The organism is Streptomyces sp. (assembly GCF_036566765.1).
Classification (GTDB): Bacteria; Actinomycetota; Actinomycetes; order Streptomycetales; family Streptomycetaceae; genus Streptomyces.
On sequence record NZ_DATCVQ010000709.1, the window covers coordinates 24,644 to 39,253 of the forward strand.

Consider the following 14,610-nt stretch of genomic DNA (forward strand, 5'->3'; position numbering starts at 1 on the left):
ACGACCTGGAAGTTCATCCCGCCATTGACGTGGCTTTCGATGGGGATTCTGGGGCCGGAGCGCAGCGCCGCCGACTACCTCAGTATGTGCGTCGTCAGCATGATCGAGAACTGGACCAAGTTGTCGAGGATGCGATCGAAGGCCATAGCGGTATGACTGTTCTCGTCGGGCCGTCCTCGACGGGAAAGACACGCGCTTGTTGGGAGGCGATTCAGCCTTTGGCCTCCTTGGGGTGGCATCTCTGGCACCCTCTTGGACCAACGCGAGCCGAGGCCGTGCTGAGCGATCTACAGCATGTAGGGCCACACACCGTGGTGTGGCTCAACGAAGCTCAACATTACTTTGACTTAAGCCGAGATATTGCGGAGCAGGTTGCTGCTTCCTTTCGCGCTCTCCTCGCCGACCGACAGACTCAACCTGTGCTGGTGCTGGGAACGTTGTGGAACGAATACGCTACTACTTATACGGCTCTTCCCTCGCCAATCAGCAAGGATCTTTACCCGCAAGTTAGGGAGTTGCTTGCAGGTCGATTACTTATGGTCCCCGAGCGTTTTGACGCGCCGGCCCTCCGAGAGGCCCGGATATTGGCAATTGAGGGTGATCGTCAGCTCTCCCATGCGCTGAAGTATTCAAAGGAAGGCCTTCTCGCTCAGTATCTCGCGGGCGCCCCTGCCTTGCTTGAGCGGTATCGGATGGCTAGTCCCCCTGTGCGGGCGTTGATCCAATGCGTCATGGACGCGCGACGCTTTGGTGTCGGGAGCAATGTGCCCGTAGATTTTATTTCCCATGCCGTCGAGGATTACCTGACGGATGGCGAATATGCGGCACTCAGTGGGGATTGGTTAGCTGAATCATTTCGCGAAGCCGGGAGGTCGGTCCACGGGAACTTGGCGCCTCTCACTACAATCCGTCACCGTAAATCATCTCCTCCTGATGGAGGTACCCCTGAAGCCAGGGTTAGGTTGGCTGACTCGCTGGAGCAATTTGGGCGGGTTGACCGGAGTCCGTATTGCCCACCTCAATCTTTTTGGTCGGCGGCTTGCGAGCTACTGGAATCTGCTGAGGTGCTTGCGAAGCTTGCTGAAGCTGCCATTGATCGGCACAGGCTCTATTGGGCCCGCCGCTTAACCGAGCGGGTTGTGGAGCGGCGGGTTGATGCCTCCGTGTTGACTGAGTTGGCACACGCCTGGGTTGAGAGCGACCCAGGCGAAGCTGAACGTCTATTTCTGAAATCTACTGAACTGGGTGACGCTGGTGCTATGGGTAGCCTAGGTTACCGCTGCGAGGAGCGGGGGGAATGGGAAAGGGCGAAAGAGTGGTTCCGTAGGGGTGCAGAGTCTGGTGACGGATTTTCCGCTTGCGAATTGGGTAGAATTTATTCAGAATTGGGTGACCTGGAATCATCTGAACGGTTCTACCGTAGAGCGATAGAGCTGGGCGAAACTGAATCTCTCGGGGGGCTGGCTCGCGTGCTAGTCGAAAAGGGGGGAGATATAGATGAGGCTTTGACTCTGCTCCAGCGATCGATCTGCACGATGGTGCGCCAGACTGCGCGGGTTTCGATGGTGAGTCTGGAAGATGATGCGGGTATCCAGCGGTCCGGTGTTACCCCTTGGTCGTCAAGAGGGGAATCTGCGGGCTCGGCTCGACGGATCGATGAGGTGGGCGATGTCGGAGACTGCGCGAAGTTTTTGGAGGCCGTTACCGCTGCCGCGAATGACGGTGATGCATACGGGATGCGATGCCTCTATTATTTGTTGAGGTCGACAGATGAAGTAGCGGCTGATGAATTTCTTGCATCCGCTGCGCGGGGCGGAAATTCTTTTGCTGTGGTTGAGCTGGCTAGAGAGCTGAAGAGTCGTGGTGATTTGACTCGGGCCGAGTCTCTCTATCGGCAATCTATTGGTTCGGGTGATAATAAATCTTTGGTCGCCCTTGCTGGCTTGATGGAGGAGGCTAAAAACTTCGAAGAAGCCGAATCGCTTTATTGGCAGGCGATCGACTCGGGGGAAATTTATGCCGCGCATCGGCTTAGTCGGCTGAAAGAAGAGCGTGGGGATCGGGACGGGGCTGAAGAAGTCGCTCTCCTGGCTGCGGATGCGGGACACGGCGCTGCCGCTCGAGCTTTGTCTGAGGTGAGGGTGAGGCGTGGAGAGGATGGGGGGTTGTGGCTTTATGGCCTGAATCCTGACGGCACCCCGTCATCCAATATTTGATAGCTATCAAGAATCAGGTAATACGCCTTTGCTGGGGTGTGGATCGGGTTGGAGGGGATGTCTGTTCGGATCGAATGGGTGAGGCGTCGAGGTAGAGCTCCCGGACCGCGGTTTCGGTGATGGACTCGCGCGGCTCTCTCTTATCGACGGGGAGGGTCCGCCGGGATTCTGATTGCTGACGATGGGGCGCACGGTCTTGATCGCGTGTGCTTCGGACTGCTGCGCGGTGCTCCGCCGCTGGAGTGACGAGGGGCCTACTGTCGGAGCGAATTGTTGGTCCAGAAGGAGCGGGCCTTCTTCAGAAGCTTCTCGGCGGCGTCGCCGTACGATGCCGCACTGCTCAGAGCGGCGAAGGCTTTGTTGTAGAGGTCGAGTTCGCTCTGTTCCGTGATGTCCACGGAGGAGGAGACGAGTTCGACGTGGGCCCGGTCGCTGTCGCCGTAGATGTTGAACGCGTGGACGGGGAACAGGTCCACCCGTGCGGTGGAGGGAAGGATCCCGAGGGTGAGGGAGGCCAGGCCGAGCTCTCGCAGGAGGCGCTCGATCTGTTGTCGCATGACCTCGGGCCCGCCGATGTTCGTGTAGAGAGCCTGCTCTCCGAGGACGACGTCGTAGTGGTGCTCGCCGTCGTAGAGCACTTGCTGTCGCTGCATGCGCTTGGCGACGCCCGCCGGCACGTCGTTCGGGATGCCGAGGAAGTCGACGACCTGGCCGAGGATCACGGTGGCGTATGCCTCGGTCTGGAGCGTGCCCCAGACCATCGTGGGCACGTACGCCTTGCCTTCGCGCGTGCTCTGGTACCAGCGCACCACGTCGTCCTGAGTCGCTTCCGTACCGGTGGACAGACGATCCGTCCAGGGAACTGAACTGGTCACCGCATCCCCTCCTGCGTGGTGCCGCCGGGGCGGCTTCGATGGGCGTTGCCGCTCCGGCCGAGAATGGCTCCGAGTGTCCGATCTTGTAAGAGCGGGAATCGGTCAGGCCATGCGCTTCATCTCGATGGCGAGGGCTCCGAGGGCTTCCTTCTCGGGGCCGTAGATGGTGCGGATGTTGGCGAGCTGCTGGTCGCGGGTGGCGGTCGGGTTGACGTTGGACGGGCCCTCGCTGTCGAGGAGGGCCTCGAAGTCGGGGTACTCGGTGACTCGGAGGACTTCGACATCGCAGGTCTCGTCCGTGCCCTTGATGCGGAAGCGGATGGTGTCGCCGGCGGCGAGGTCCGCGAGGTGCGGGTACTTGACCCGCACCTCGATGGTCTTGGTGCCTGCGGCGACGAGCTCGAAGTACTGGCGGTAGAGGTTGAGCTCGCGGACGCGGGCGGTGCGGCCGGTCATCGGGAAGGAACGCTCCTGGGGGACGGTGCGGTGATCAGGCGGCCGATCTCGGCAGCCGAGTACGAGCGGAAGAAGTGGCGGGGGTCGGAGAGCAGGGTCTCGGCCATGGCAAGCAGCTGGTCGGCGTACTTAGTGACGGTGCCGGGCCACTGCCGGGTGTCGAGCATCCAGGGGGCGGCTCCCTCGGGCAAGGGGGCACGGCCTTCTCGTATGAGGGATTTCGACAGCTTGGCGCCGGTGTCGGTGACGACCTGGGGGCAGAACAGGCGGGCCGGCAGCTGGGCGCGGGTGAGGCCCACGGCCTGGAGGGCCTCGTCGACGAGGTGGGAGCCGAAGACCCAGTCGCCGCCCTTGACCATGACGTGCAGGGTGCCCTGGGGGCTGGCCAGGGCGAGTTCCTTGACCAGGTTGCGGTAGAGGGTGGCCAGGTCCAGGTAGCCGCCGGCGGTGGGCGTGATGGTGGCCTCGTAGGGGCCGTGGTGGAGGCAGACGGCGGAGACCACCGCCGACTCGGGCCCGGTGAGGCGGACCCGGGTGCGTTCGGCGTGCTTCTCCGCCCAGCCGCAGTCGGGGTGCGGGCAGGGGACTCGGACGTCGACTTCAAGGCCGGCGCCATCCGCGTCGAGCGGCAGCGGCTCCAGTTTGGGAAGATCGGCCCGCCGAAGACCGCCAAGTCCCGGCGTACGGTTCCGGTCGGCGATGTCGTCACCGACGCGCTCCTCGCGCATCTTGCCGCACGTCCGTCCAGGGAGTGGCTGTTCACGATGGAGGAGGGCGAGCCGCTCAACTACCGGCGGTGGAAGACCGAATGGAACGGGGCTCGCAAGGCGCTCCAGGCGGCCGAGAACGGGGCCGCCGAGCGGGAAGGCCGCAAGCCCGTCGAGCTGCCGCACATGGTCACCCACGACCTGCGGCACTTCTACGCCTCCGCGCTCATCGCCGGCGGAGCGAGCGTCAAGCAGGTTCAGCTGGTCCTCGGGCACGCGTCCGCCGTCATCACGCTGCGGATCTATGCGCACTTGTGGCCCGGGGAAGAAGACCGCACCCGGGCCGTCATGGACGCCGTGCTCGGCGGCCTGCGGACCGGGTGCGGACAGCTAAACGGCCTGACCCGCGACAGTGCAGGTCAGGCCGCCTAGAGGGAGATCAAGCCTTCTTCGTCTCCCAGAAGATGCGGTCGAGCTCGGCGATGAGTTCCAGCGCCTTCTCGCCCGTCTTCGGGTCGTTCGACGCCTTGGCGGCCGAGAGGGCCTTCAGGGTGTCGTTGACCAGCTGGTGGAGCTGGGGGAACTTCTCGAAGTGCGGGGGCTTGAAGTAGTCGCTCCACAGCACCGAGACGTGGTGCTTGGCGAGCTCGGCGCGCTGCTCCTTGATGATCAGGGCACGGGTGCGGAAGTCCGCGTCCTCGTTGGCCTGGTACTTCTCCTGCACGGCCTTGACCGACTCCGCCTCGATGCGGGCCTGGGCCGGGTCGTACACGCCACAGGGCAGGTCGCAGTGGGCGCTGACCTTCACCTTGGGGGCAAACAGGCGGGAAAGCATGGAGCTGTCCTTCCTCGTGATCGTCTTCTCAAGTGGGAGATTACTCGGTGAGAAGGTTGTTTTCGCGAGGGGGCCCTAGTGCTTAGGACAAAAGTCCAGGGTCACCATGGGACTCGTGGACGATCGGACCGGGAGGTGCCGGATGACGGATTCGGGGCGGGAATCGTTGGTGCCGTTCGGGATCGCCGAGGTGACGGGGTTGTCGATGGTGCCCACGCTGCTCCACGGCGACCAGCTGCTGGTGCACTACGGGGGGCCGCTGCGGCCCGGTGACGTGGCCGTGCTGCGTCATCCGCTGCAGCAGGATCTGCTCATCGTCAAACGGCTGATCGAGCGACAGGACGCCGGCTGGTGGGTGCTCGGCGACAATCCGGCCGCCGAGGGGGACAGCCGGGTGTTCGGCGCCGTGCCGGTGGAGCTCGTGCTCGGGCGTGTACGGGCCCGGTACCGGCCGGTCACGCCCGGGCGTCAGCGGTCGGCGGGCGTGGTGCTCTCCTGGCTGTTCTCGGCCGTCCGGCCGGTGTTCTCGGACCGCTCGGCTTCCAGGGCCTCCTGGCGCTTGCGGGCCCGGTAGGCGGCCACGTTGGCGCGCGTCGCGCAGCGGTCGGAGCAGTAGCGGCGCGAGCGGTTCGTCGAGGTGTCGAGGTACGCGTTGCGGCACGGCGAGGCCTGGCAGAGGCCGAGCCGGTCGGCGCCGAACTCCGTCAGGTGGAAGGCGAGCCCCATCGCGGCGATGGCCGCGTAGCCCGCAGTCGCGTTCGAAGGGTGGTCCGCGAGATGCATGTGCCACCGCGGCCGGCCCTCCTCGTCGAGGTAGTCGTGGCCGGAGATCTGCGGGCTCACCGGGAACTCCAGGAGCAGTGAGTTCAGCAGGTCCACGGCCGTCGTCTGGTCGCCCTCGTCCGCGGCGGTGAAGACCGCGCGCAGCCGGCCGCGGACCGAGCGGAAGCGGGTGACGTCCGCGTCGGTCGCCCGGCGGGCCATCTGGGACGCCTTGCCGAAGAGTTCGCGGACCGCCTCGACCGTGGTCAGGGAGTCCTTGTTACGGGCTGGCTCCTCGGTGTTGACCAGACGCACGGCGTAGTCCGAGTAATAGGCCAGTTCCACTTGTAGTCCTTACTGCGACGGTCTAGGGTCGGTGGAGCGAGGGGTAAGAGACGTTTGCCCTTCGAGGGTATTACGAATTGTCGAGGTTCGAGGAGCGGAAGTCATGACGGATGCAACCGTGGCCGGAACCGACTGGCAGGCCTGGCAGGAGAGCTGGGACCGCCAGCAGGAGTGGTACATGCCGGACCGCGAGGAGCGGTTCCGGGTGATGCTGGACATGGTCGAGGCCGTGGTGGGGCCGGAGCCCCGGGTCCTCGACCTCGCGTGCGGTACGGGAAGTATCACGAACCGGCTCCTGCGGAGGTTCCCGGGCGCGACCAGCGTCGGCGTCGACCTCGACCCCGCGCTGCTCGCCATCGCCCGCGGCTCCTTCGCCGGCGACGAGAGGGTCGCCTTCGTGACCGCGGACCTCAAGGACCCGGCCTGGACCGAGGCGCTGCCGCACGACTCGTACGACGCCGTGCTCACCGCCACCGCCCTGCACTGGCTGCACAGCGGACCGCTGACCGCGCTGTACGGGCAGCTCGCCGGGCTCGTCCGGGCGGGCGGCGTCTTCATGAACGCCGACCACATGATCGACGAGACCACCCCGCGCATCAACGCCGCCGAGCGCGCCCAGCGGCACGCCCGCATGGACCAGGAGAAGGCCGCCGGCGTCCTCGACTGGGCCGACTGGTGGGCCCTCGCCGCCAAGGACCCGGTCCTCGCCGAGCCCACCGCCCGCCGCTTCGAGATCTACGGCGAGCACGCCGACGGCGACACGCCCTCCGCCCGCTGGCACGCCGAAACCCTTCGCACCGCCGGCTTCGCCGAATCCCGCGTCGTCTGGTCCTCGCCTTCGGACGCGCTGGTGCTGGCCGTCAAGTAGCCGCGGACGCGGAAGGGGCGGTACGGGTCGCCCGTACCGCCCCTTCCGCTGTGCGTCGCTACAGCACCTTCGACAGGAACGCCTTCGTCCGGTCGTGCTGCGGGTTGCCCAGGACATCGCGCGGGTGGCCGGACTCGACCACGACGCCGCCGTCCATGAACACGAGGTTGTCGCCCACCTCGCGGGCGAAGCCCATCTCGTGGGTGACGACGATCATCGTCATGCCGGACTCGGCGAGGTCGCGCATGACGTCCAGGACGTCGCCGACCAGCTCCGGGTCGAGAGCCGACGTCGGCTCGTCGAAGAGCATCAGCTTCGGCTCCATCGCCAGGGCACGGGCGATGGCGACGCGCTGCTGCTGGCCGCCGGAGAGCTCGCCGGGACGCTGGGCCGCGTGGTCGGCGAGGCCGACCAGGGCGAGCAGCAGCGCCACCCGCTCCTCGCGCTCCTTCGGGTCCGCCCTGCGCAGCCGCATCGGCACGCCCACGTTCTCCGCGGCGGAGAGGATCGGTATCAGTCCGAAGGACTGGAAGATGAAGCCGATGCGGTCCCGGCGCAGCTCCAGGAGCCCGTCCTCGCCGAGCTCCGAGAGGTCCGTCCCGCCGACCGTGATCCGGCCGCCGTCCGGCGTGTCCAGGCCGCCGACCAGGTTGAGCAGCGTGGTCTTGCCGGAGCCGGAGCGGCCCTTGAGGGCGACCAGCTCGCCGCGCGGTATCTCGAAGGAGACCCCGCGCAGGGCGTGCACGGCCGCCGCGCCCGTACCGTACGAGCGGCGCAGGCCCTCGACCCGGACCATCGGCCCGTCGGCCCGGTCCGCCACCGCCGTCGCGCCGGACGGTGCGCCGGTGCTCTCGCTCATGTCGTGTCCCCCCTTGATCCCCTTGCCCGCCAGTATGTGCGTTCGATGCCGTACGAGGCCAGGGATCGGGCCGGACTGGCGAGTGGACGGAACGGCCGGTGGGCCGCCTCCCGAGTGCGGGGGGCGGCCCACCGGCCGTACAGGGCGCGAGGTCGGCGGACCTCGGTGATCCCGGGGTCAGCGGACCTCGGTGATCTCCGGTCCGCGCTGGAGCTGGCCCATGCCGCCGGAGAACCGCGAGGTCTCCTGCTCCTCCTGCTGGACGCCCTCGGGCACCATCTGCGCGTCGTCGGGCAGCTTCAGGACGATCGGGTCGCGCGGGGCCATCGGCCCGTCGCCGCGCAGCACGACCGTGTCGCGGACGATCTGCTCCAGCAGGCCCGCGGCCTCGGGCTGCACCGCGCCCTGCCCGGAGATCACGCCGCGCAGGAACCAGCGGGGCCCGTCGACGCCGACGAAGCGCACCAGCTGCACGCCGCTGTTGCCGTCCGGCAGCTGGACCGGGACCTGGGCCCGCAGCTCCCAGCCCAGGGGGCCCTCGACCTCGTCGATGACACCGCCCTGCTGGGTGATGCCGGAGGCGATCTCCTCGCGGACCTCGCCCCAGATGCCTTCCTTCTTGGGCGCGGCGAACGCCTGCAGTTGCACGGCGCTGTCACGCAGTACGACGGTGGCCGCGACGATCGCGTCGCCCGCCACCTCCACCCGCAGCTCCATGCCCTCGACTCCGGGCACGAAGATGCCGCCGAGGTCCACGCGGCCCTCCTCGGGCCGGGTGACCTCGGAAATGTCCCAGGGACCGTCGGGCCGGGGCGCCGGCGGAAGGTTCACCCGGCGCGGCTTGTCAGCCGCGTCGTCAGTGTCGACCTCGTCGACGACCTGCTCGGCCTCGCCCGCTGCGTCCTCAGCGGCACCGCTCTTCTTGCGACGTCCGAACACGTCACTGTCCTTCCCGGTCGGATACGACCGAAGCGTATCGATTCCCACCCGATGTGCCGTCCACGGCGGCATGACCGCCGGTGGAACCGAAGCCCCCCTCGGCCCGCGCCGAACCGGGAAGCTCCGCCACCTCGTGGAAGCGCACCTTCTCGACCTGCTGGACGACCAGTTGGGCAATCCGGTCGAACCTTTCGAATCGCACGCTCTCGCGCGGATCCAGATTGACCACGATCACCTTGATCTCCCCACGGTACCCGGCATCCACCGTCCCCGGGGCATTCACAAGGGCCAGACCGCAGCGGGCGGCCAGACCGGAGCGGGGGTGCACGAAGGCCGCGTAGCCGTCGGGCAGCGCGATGGAGACGCCGGTGGGCAGCACGGTCCGCTCGCCGGGGGCCAGCTCGGCGGCCTCGGTGGTGACCAGGTCGACGCCGGCGTCGCCCGGGTGCCCGTAGGCCGGGATCGGGACCTCGGGGTCCACGCGGCGGATGAGTACGTCCACAGGGTTGCGCATCAGGGGTTCACCTCGAAGGCGCGGGCGCGCCGGACCTGGTCGGGGTCGGACATGGCGGCCTGGATCTCCTCCGGGCGGCCGTTGTCGATGAAGTGCTCCACCTTGACCTCTATGAACAGGGCGTAGCCACGGACGGCGACGGGGCCGTCGGGCCCGCCGATCCGGCCGGTGGCGGTGGAGTAGATCTTGCGGCCGCGGACGGCGGTGACCTCGGCCTGCAGGTGCAGCACGGTGCCGACCGGCACGGGGCGCACGAAGTCGGTCTCCAGGCGGCCGGTGACGGCGATGACCCGGAGCAGCCAGTTCAGCGAGCCGAGCGTCTCGTCGAGCGCGGTGGCCAGGACGCCGCCGTGGGCGAGGCCCGGGGCTCCCTGGTGGTCCGCGGTCACGGTGAACTCGGCGGTGACGGTGACGCCCTCTCCGGCCCGTGCCTCCAGGTGCAGCCCGTGGGGCTGGCCGCCGCCGCAGCCGAAGCACTGCGCGTAGTGCGAGCCGAGCAGCTCGCCGGGCGCGGGCGCCTCGGGGTGGCGTACCGGCGGTACGGCGTCGGCCGGCGGGGTGAGTGCGGCAGATGTTCCAGTCACAGCCGCAGACCTTACCCGCGCGGGTACCCGCAGGTCGCGCCGTGCCAAGCTTGTTCGCATGCAGCCTTCCGCCCCGTCCTACGACGAACGTCTGACCGCTCCCGGCTCCTGGTGGGTGATCGCCGCCCTGCTGGGCCTGTCCGGCGGTCTGGTGATGTTCCCGCTCGGCAATGTGCCGATGCTCGCCGGCGTGATCGTCGCGGGCGCGCTCGCGGCGATCGGCGTCTCGTCGTACGGCTCCGCGCGCATCCGCGTGGTGGCCGGCTCGCTGGTCGCGGGCGAGGCCCGGATCCCGGTGGCGGCGCTCGGGGCGCCGGAGGTGCTGGACGCCGAGGAGGCGCGCGCCTGGCGCTCGTACAAGGCCGATCCGCGCGCCTTCATGGTGATGCGCGGCTACGTCCCGCAGGCCGTGCGGGTCGAGGTGACGGACCCGGCGGACCCGACGCCGTACGTGTACCTGTCCTCGCGCGACCCGAAGGCGCTGGCGGCGGCCCTGGAGGCGGTACGGGCCGAGGCGCAGTAGCCCACGGGCGGCGGCCCTAGTAGCCGAGCTCCTTGGGGTTCTCCGGCTGCTCCAGCGGCGGCAGCGCGGGCAGTGCGTTCCAGGGGATCTGGCGGCGGCGGAGGTCCGCGCGAACGTGGTCGGCGAGCTTCCTGGTGTCGCGGCGGTTCATCACCGCGCCCACGGCGGCGCCGATCATGAACGGCATCAGGTTGGGCAGGTTGCGCACCATGCGCTTCATGATCTGCTGGCGCAGCTCGCGCTTGAGCTGGCCGCCGAGCGCCGCGTTGACGGTCGTCGGCTTGGCGGGGTCGATGCCCCGCTCCTCCGTCCAGGAGGTCAGGTACGCGGTGGAGCGCTGGGCGAGCGTGCCGGGCGGCCGCAGTCCGTAGACCTCGTGCAGCTCGGCGACGAGCTTCAGCTCGATCGCGGCGACGCCGGTGATCTCCGCGGCCAGTTCGGCCGGGAGGGCGGGGGGCACGGGCAGCATGGCGGCGGCGCCGATGCCCGCGCCGACGGTGGAGCTCGCGTTGGCAGCGCCCTGGATGAGTTTGTCGGCGATCTGCTCGGGTCCGAGGCCCGGGAACTGTCTGCGCAGCGTCGCCAGGTCCCGTACGGGGACCCGCGGCGCGATCTCGATGATCCGGTCGGCGAGGTAGCCGATGCCGGCCCGGGCGCTTGCGCCCGTCTTCTGCACGCCCCGCTTGACCGCGTCGTAGCGGACGCCGCGTTTGACCGCGTCGTAGCGGACGCCGCGCCGAAGGGCGTCAAGACGCCGGGGCCAGCGCTCCTGCTCGACGGGCACGGGGCCCGGCGACGCTGCTTCGAGCGAGGCCGGGAGGCCTCGCTCGTCGTCACGTGCACCGGTGGACGGCAGGAGAGCGGAGTGCTCGGCTTGAGGGGCCTCCATGGCGCCCTCGGCCGTGCCTGAGCCGCCCTGATGCGTGTCCGGCGTCCTGGGGAGCCGGAAACGCCGCTTCCGAGACGGGGTATCGCCTGCCACGGCCGACCGGACCTCAGTCGCAGTCGCGGCAGATCGGCTGACCGTTCTTCTCGCGCGCCAGCTGGCTGCGGTGGTGCACGAGGAAGCAGCTCATACAGGTGAATTCGTCGGCCTGCTTGGGCAGCACGCGGACGGCCAACTCCTCGTTCGAGAGGTCGGCGCCGGGCAGCTCCAGGCCCTCGGCGGCCTCGAACTCGTCGACGTCGACGGTCGAGGTCGACTTGTCGTTCCGGCGGGCCTTCAGTTCTTCAAGGCTGTCCGAGTCGACGTCGTCGTCGGTCTTGCGTGGGGTGTCGTAATCCGTTGCCATGTCGCTCTCCCCCTCTGGGTGGTTGCGGTGTCTCCAGCGCACGTAACGCGTGAGAGGCCGGACTTGTGCCCGACCTGAGGCGGAGATTTTGCCTCACATCAAGGTCTGTTACTCAATCGACACCCAACGGGACCCCTCACGAGTGATCGGGTTTGGGTGGCGAACGGGACCGTACACGGTCCACCTGCCGTCCTTCACGGGCGCCACCCCGTGTACTTCCCGTGATTCAGGCCCCCGGAAACCCGGACTTTTCCTGGTTTTCCGGCGGATTCGACGATCACGGAGAGTAGATGGCCGGAGACCCGCCCCTGTGATCGATCACACACGGTCTCTTCGGGAACAGGTCCCGAAAATTCAGCGTAAAGCGAACACCAGGGCGAACTTCCTGCCGGCTCGAGCTGCGTGTCAGATCGGCAGAGTGACACGCATCACGAGGCCACCGCCCTCGCGGGGCTCCGCGATGATACGGCCCCCGTGGGCCCGGGCGACGGATCGGACGATCGACAGGCCGAGTCCGACCCCCTTGTCGCTGCCCGTGCGCTCCTGACGGAGCCTGCGGAACGGCTCGAAGAGGTTGTCGATCTCGTACGCGGGGACCACGGGCCCCGTGTTCGTGACCACGAGGACCGCCTGTCCGTGCTGGGTCTCGGTGGTGACCTCCGCCCAGCCATTCTCGGCAATGTTGTACCGCACCGCGTTCTGGATCAGGTTCAACGCGATCCGTTCGAGCAGCACGCCGTTGCCCTGGACGAGCGCCGGGGCCTGTTCGCCGCGGAACTCCACGCCCTTCGCGTCGGCCTCCGCCCGCACCTGGTCGATGGCCCGGGAGGCCACCTCGGCCAGGTCGACGGGCTTGCGCTCGACGATCTGGTTGTCACTGCGGGCGAGCAGCAGCAGGCCTTCGACCAACTGCTCGCTGCGCTCGTTGGTGGCGAGGAGCGTCTTCCCGAGCTGCTGGAGCTCGACCGGCGCCCCGGGGTCGGAGAGGTGCACCTCCAGGAGGGTGCGGTTGATCGCCAGCGGGGTGCGCAGCTCGTGCGAGGCGTTCGCCACGAAGCGCTGCTGGGCGGTGAAGGCCCGCTCCAGCCGCTCCAGCATCTCGTCGAAGGTGTCCGCGAGCTCCTTGAGCTCGTCGTCCGGGCCGTCCAGCTCGATGCGCCGGGCCAGGTCGGATCCGGCCACCTGGCGGGCGGTCCGGGTGATCCGGCCGAGCGGCGACAGGACCCGGCCGGCCATCGCGTAGCCGAAGGCGAAGGCGATGATGCTGAGGCCCAGCAGGGCGAAGAGCGAGCGGCGCAGCACGTCGTCCAGGGCCAGGTCCGTCTGGTGCCGCAGACAGATCGCCATGGCGTCGTTGAGCTCTTCGGTCGTGGGGAGGGCGGGGAGCCGGCACCAGGCCGCGGTGGTCTCCACCCTGCCGCTGACGACCTTGAAGGGCAGCTGGGCGGTGCTGTCGCTCACCGCCTGGGCGGTGAACAGGTAGATGATCGCCAGCAGCAGGATGCCGGCGATCAGGAACATGCCGCCGTACAGCAGCGTGAGCCTTATCCGGATCGTCGGACGCAGCAGCGGGCGCACCGGGTCCCGGGGGTCCCAGGTGGGTTTCGGAGGCGCCTGGGGCGGCGCGGGGGTCGAGGCCATCGGTCAGATCCGGTAGCCGGAGCCGGGCACCGTGACGATGACGGGGGGCTCGCCCAGCTTGCGGCGCAGAGTCATGACGGTGACGCGGACGACGTTGGTGAACGGGTCCGTGTTCTCGTCCCAGGCCTTCTCCAGGAGCTGCTCGGCGGAGACCACCGCGCCCTCGCTGCGCATCAGGACCTCCAGGACCGCGAACTCCTTGGGGGCGAGCTGGACCTCCTTGCCGTCGCGGAAGACCTCGCGGCGGTTCGGGTCGAGCTTGATGCCGGCGCGCTCCAGGACGGGCGGCAGCGGCACGGTGGTGCGGCGGCCGAGCGCCCGGACGCGGGCGGTGAGCTCGCTGAAGGCGAAGGGCTTGGGGAGGTAGTCGTCGGCGCCGAGCTCCAGGCCCTCCACGCGGTCGCTGACGTCGCCGGACGCGGTCAGCATCAGGACCCGGGTGGCCATGCCCAGCTCGACGATCTTGCGGCAGACGTCGTCGCCGTGGACCAGCGGCAGGTCCCGGTCGAGGACGACCACGTCGTAGTCGTTGACCCCGATGCGCTCCAGCGCCGCGGCGCCGTCGTACACGACGTCGACGGCCATGGCCTCCCGGCGCAGTCCGGTGGCCACCGCATCGGCGAGCAGCTGCTCGTCCTCGACGACGAGTACGCGCACGTCGTATTTCCTTCCTCCGAGCCCTGCGCACCCCTCGACGGGGACCGGGCGGTCCTGAGCACTGACTGTGCGTATCCATCCTGCCCCCAACGTGCGTAAACCGGCTGTAAGACGGAGTGCACGCGGGGTGTGCGCGGCGGCGGGCGGGCCGCCGGGCGCCGAGAATTCACCTGATTCCCGGGCCAGTTGAGGTTTCTCTGAGGAAAGGGCTGGGGAGGACGTCTGCACACCCCGTGATCACGCCCTGTATGTGGCGCGCCACCTACCGCTCTGTCCCCCAGAGGTAGCAGTGCGTGATCCACCCGGACCCTCGGCACACCCCCGTGCCACCGACCCATGACGAGGGGGCGCACGATGGACGCTTTCACCGCAGGGCTGCTGCAGCGCATCAGGACCACGCAGTCCGACCTCACACGGGCTCGCGAGACGGGCGACGACTTCCTGGCGGAGGTCGAGCAGGCTGAGCTCGAAGACCTGCGTCGCCTGGCCGCCGAACACGGTGTGGAGGTCGGCGCCGCCAGCGCCTGACCTCGACCG

The 14,610-nt window shown here is 68.2% G+C and carries 17 protein-coding genes and 2 pseudogenes; 6 read left to right on the forward strand and 13 right to left on the reverse strand.

The annotated features are described in order from the left end of the window. Positions 1-311: 311 nt before the first annotated feature. On the forward strand, positions 312-2,216 hold the full coding sequence (locus tag VIU94_RS40975) for an SEL1-like repeat protein (RefSeq protein WP_331920121.1): 1,905 nt from the start codon (positions 312-314) through the stop codon (positions 2,214-2,216). Positions 2,217-2,470: 254 nt separating this feature from the next. Here VIU94_RS40975 and VIU94_RS40980 read toward each other — a convergent pair whose 3' ends face one another. The 3 genes and pseudogenes from VIU94_RS40980 to VIU94_RS40990 all read right to left on the reverse strand — a co-directional run. Beyond that, on the reverse strand, positions 2,471-3,091 hold the full coding sequence (locus tag VIU94_RS40980) for a DUF5753 domain-containing protein (protein WP_331920122.1): 621 nt from the start codon (positions 3,089-3,091) through the stop codon (positions 2,471-2,473). A 102-nt stretch (positions 3,092-3,193) separates the two neighbouring features. Further along, the gene (locus VIU94_RS40985; RefSeq protein ID WP_331920124.1) at positions 3,194-3,547 is read right to left on the reverse strand and encodes an ASCH domain-containing protein; all 354 of its coding nucleotides are present in this window, start codon (positions 3,545-3,547) and stop codon (positions 3,194-3,196) included. Then, positions 3,544-4,140 (reverse strand): annotated as a pseudogene (locus tag VIU94_RS40990) (hypothetical protein); the annotation flags it as partial. The gene VIU94_RS40985 and the pseudogene VIU94_RS40990, both read right to left, overlap by 4 nt. On the opposite strand from VIU94_RS40990, the pseudogene VIU94_RS40995 reads away from it, so the two are divergent. Continuing rightward, a pseudogene (locus tag VIU94_RS40995) lies at positions 4,108-4,686 on the forward strand (site-specific integrase); the annotation flags it as partial. The pseudogenes VIU94_RS40990 and VIU94_RS40995 sit on opposite strands and share 33 nt — an antisense overlap. A gap of 7 nt (positions 4,687-4,693) precedes the next feature. Here VIU94_RS40995 and sodN read toward each other — a convergent pair. Continuing rightward, on the reverse strand, positions 4,694-5,089 hold the full coding sequence (gene sodN / locus VIU94_RS41000; protein ID WP_331920126.1) for a superoxide dismutase, Ni: 396 nt from the start codon (positions 5,087-5,089) through the stop codon (positions 4,694-4,696). Positions 5,090-5,231: 142 nt separating this feature from the next. Here sodN and sodX point away from each other — a divergent pair, with 142 nt between their 5' ends. After that, the gene (gene sodX / locus VIU94_RS41005; RefSeq protein WP_331920128.1) at positions 5,232-5,663 is read left to right on the forward strand and encodes a nickel-type superoxide dismutase maturation protease; all 432 of its coding nucleotides are present in this window, start codon (positions 5,232-5,234) and stop codon (positions 5,661-5,663) included. On the opposite strand, the gene VIU94_RS41010 is transcribed toward sodX, so the two are convergent. Continuing rightward, entirely contained in the window at positions 5,558-6,196 is a 639-nt protein-coding gene (locus VIU94_RS41010) for a CGNR zinc finger domain-containing protein (RefSeq protein ID WP_331920130.1), read from the reverse strand. The two genes, sodX and VIU94_RS41010, sit on opposite strands and share 106 nt — an antisense overlap. A gap of 103 nt (positions 6,197-6,299) precedes the next feature. Here VIU94_RS41010 and VIU94_RS41015 point away from each other — a divergent pair, with 103 nt between their 5' ends. Beyond that, positions 6,300-7,064, forward strand: coding sequence for a class I SAM-dependent methyltransferase (locus VIU94_RS41015; protein WP_331920132.1), 765 nt, complete (start codon positions 6,300-6,302; stop codon positions 7,062-7,064). 58 nt (positions 7,065-7,122) lie between these two features. Here the strand turns inward: VIU94_RS41015 and VIU94_RS41020 are convergent, their stop codons facing one another. The 4 genes from VIU94_RS41020 to VIU94_RS41035 all read right to left on the reverse strand — a co-directional run bounded on the left by VIU94_RS41020 (position 7,123) and on the right by VIU94_RS41035 (position 9,960). Continuing rightward, positions 7,123-7,923, reverse strand: coding sequence for an amino acid ABC transporter ATP-binding protein (locus VIU94_RS41020; RefSeq protein WP_414721099.1), 801 nt, complete (start codon positions 7,921-7,923; stop codon positions 7,123-7,125). Positions 7,924-8,100: 177 nt separating this feature from the next. After that, on the reverse strand, positions 8,101-8,862 hold the full coding sequence (locus VIU94_RS41025) for a DUF3710 domain-containing protein (RefSeq protein WP_331920134.1): 762 nt from the start codon (positions 8,860-8,862) through the stop codon (positions 8,101-8,103). 1 nt (position 8,863) lies between these two features. Next, on the reverse strand, positions 8,864-9,376 hold the full coding sequence (gene dut / locus VIU94_RS41030) for a dUTP diphosphatase (protein ID WP_331920136.1): 513 nt from the start codon (positions 9,374-9,376) through the stop codon (positions 8,864-8,866). Next, the gene (locus VIU94_RS41035; protein ID WP_331920138.1) at positions 9,376-9,960 is read right to left on the reverse strand and encodes a PaaI family thioesterase; all 585 of its coding nucleotides are present in this window, start codon (positions 9,958-9,960) and stop codon (positions 9,376-9,378) included. The genes dut and VIU94_RS41035 overlap by 1 nt, the downstream gene beginning before the upstream one ends. Positions 9,961-10,018: 58 nt before the next feature. On the opposite strand from VIU94_RS41035, the gene VIU94_RS41040 reads away from it, so the two are divergent. Beyond that, positions 10,019-10,483, forward strand: a complete 465-nt coding sequence (locus VIU94_RS41040) for a DUF3093 domain-containing protein (RefSeq protein WP_331920140.1) — start codon at positions 10,019-10,021, stop codon at positions 10,481-10,483. A 16-nt stretch (positions 10,484-10,499) separates the two neighbouring features. On the opposite strand, the gene VIU94_RS41045 is transcribed toward VIU94_RS41040, so the two are convergent. The 4 genes from VIU94_RS41045 to VIU94_RS41060 all read right to left on the reverse strand — a co-directional run bounded on the left by VIU94_RS41045 (position 10,500) and on the right by VIU94_RS41060 (position 14,073). After that, the gene (locus VIU94_RS41045; RefSeq protein WP_331920142.1) at positions 10,500-11,465 is read right to left on the reverse strand and encodes a hypothetical protein; all 966 of its coding nucleotides are present in this window, start codon (positions 11,463-11,465) and stop codon (positions 10,500-10,502) included. 13 nt (positions 11,466-11,478) lie between these two features. Continuing rightward, positions 11,479-11,775 (reverse strand): DUF4193 domain-containing protein, encoded by a 297-nt coding sequence (locus VIU94_RS41050; RefSeq protein ID WP_003955561.1) that lies wholly within the window; start codon positions 11,773-11,775, stop codon positions 11,479-11,481. Positions 11,776-12,180: 405 nt separating this feature from the next. Continuing rightward, complete coding sequence (locus VIU94_RS41055) at positions 12,181-13,416, reverse strand: sensor histidine kinase (protein ID WP_331920144.1); 1,236 nt, start codon at positions 13,414-13,416, stop codon at positions 12,181-12,183. A 3-nt stretch (positions 13,417-13,419) separates the two neighbouring features. Further along, the gene (locus VIU94_RS41060) at positions 13,420-14,073 is read right to left on the reverse strand and encodes a response regulator transcription factor (protein WP_331920146.1); all 654 of its coding nucleotides are present in this window, start codon (positions 14,071-14,073) and stop codon (positions 13,420-13,422) included. Positions 14,074-14,427: 354 nt separating this feature from the next. On the opposite strand from VIU94_RS41060, the gene VIU94_RS41065 reads away from it, so the two are divergent. Continuing rightward, positions 14,428-14,601, forward strand: a complete 174-nt coding sequence (locus tag VIU94_RS41065; RefSeq protein ID WP_331920148.1) for a hypothetical protein — start codon at positions 14,428-14,430, stop codon at positions 14,599-14,601. Positions 14,602-14,610: the final 9 nt, after the last annotated feature.

Excerpts from the sequence above, each read along its gene's own strand:
- VIU94_RS40985 (WP_331920124.1), bottom strand. The coding sequence starts at position 3,547 with ATGACCGGCCGCACCGCCCGCGTCCGCGAGCTCAACCTCTACCGCCAG.
- sodN (WP_331920126.1), bottom strand. The coding sequence starts at position 5,089 with ATGCTTTCCCGCCTGTTTGCCCCCAAGGTGAAGGTCAGCGCCCACTGC.
- sodX (WP_331920128.1), top strand. The coding sequence starts at position 5,232 with ATGACGGATTCGGGGCGGGAATCGTTGGTGCCGTTCGGGATCGCCGAG.
- VIU94_RS41015 (WP_331920132.1), top strand. The coding sequence starts at position 6,300 with ATGACGGATGCAACCGTGGCCGGAACCGACTGGCAGGCCTGGCAGGAG.
- VIU94_RS41020 (WP_414721099.1), bottom strand. The coding sequence starts at position 7,923 with ATGAGCGAGAGCACCGGCGCACCGTCCGGCGCGACGGCGGTGGCGGAC.
- dut (WP_331920136.1), bottom strand. The coding sequence starts at position 9,376 with ATGCGCAACCCTGTGGACGTACTCATCCGCCGCGTGGACCCCGAGGTC.
- VIU94_RS41040 (WP_331920140.1), top strand. The coding sequence starts at position 10,019 with ATGCAGCCTTCCGCCCCGTCCTACGACGAACGTCTGACCGCTCCCGGC.
- VIU94_RS41050 (WP_003955561.1), bottom strand. The coding sequence starts at position 11,775 with ATGGCAACGGATTACGACACCCCACGCAAGACCGACGACGACGTCGAC.
- VIU94_RS41055 (WP_331920144.1), bottom strand. The coding sequence starts at position 13,416 with ATGGCCTCGACCCCCGCGCCGCCCCAGGCGCCTCCGAAACCCACCTGG.
- VIU94_RS41065 (WP_331920148.1), top strand. The coding sequence starts at position 14,428 with ATGGACGCTTTCACCGCAGGGCTGCTGCAGCGCATCAGGACCACGCAG.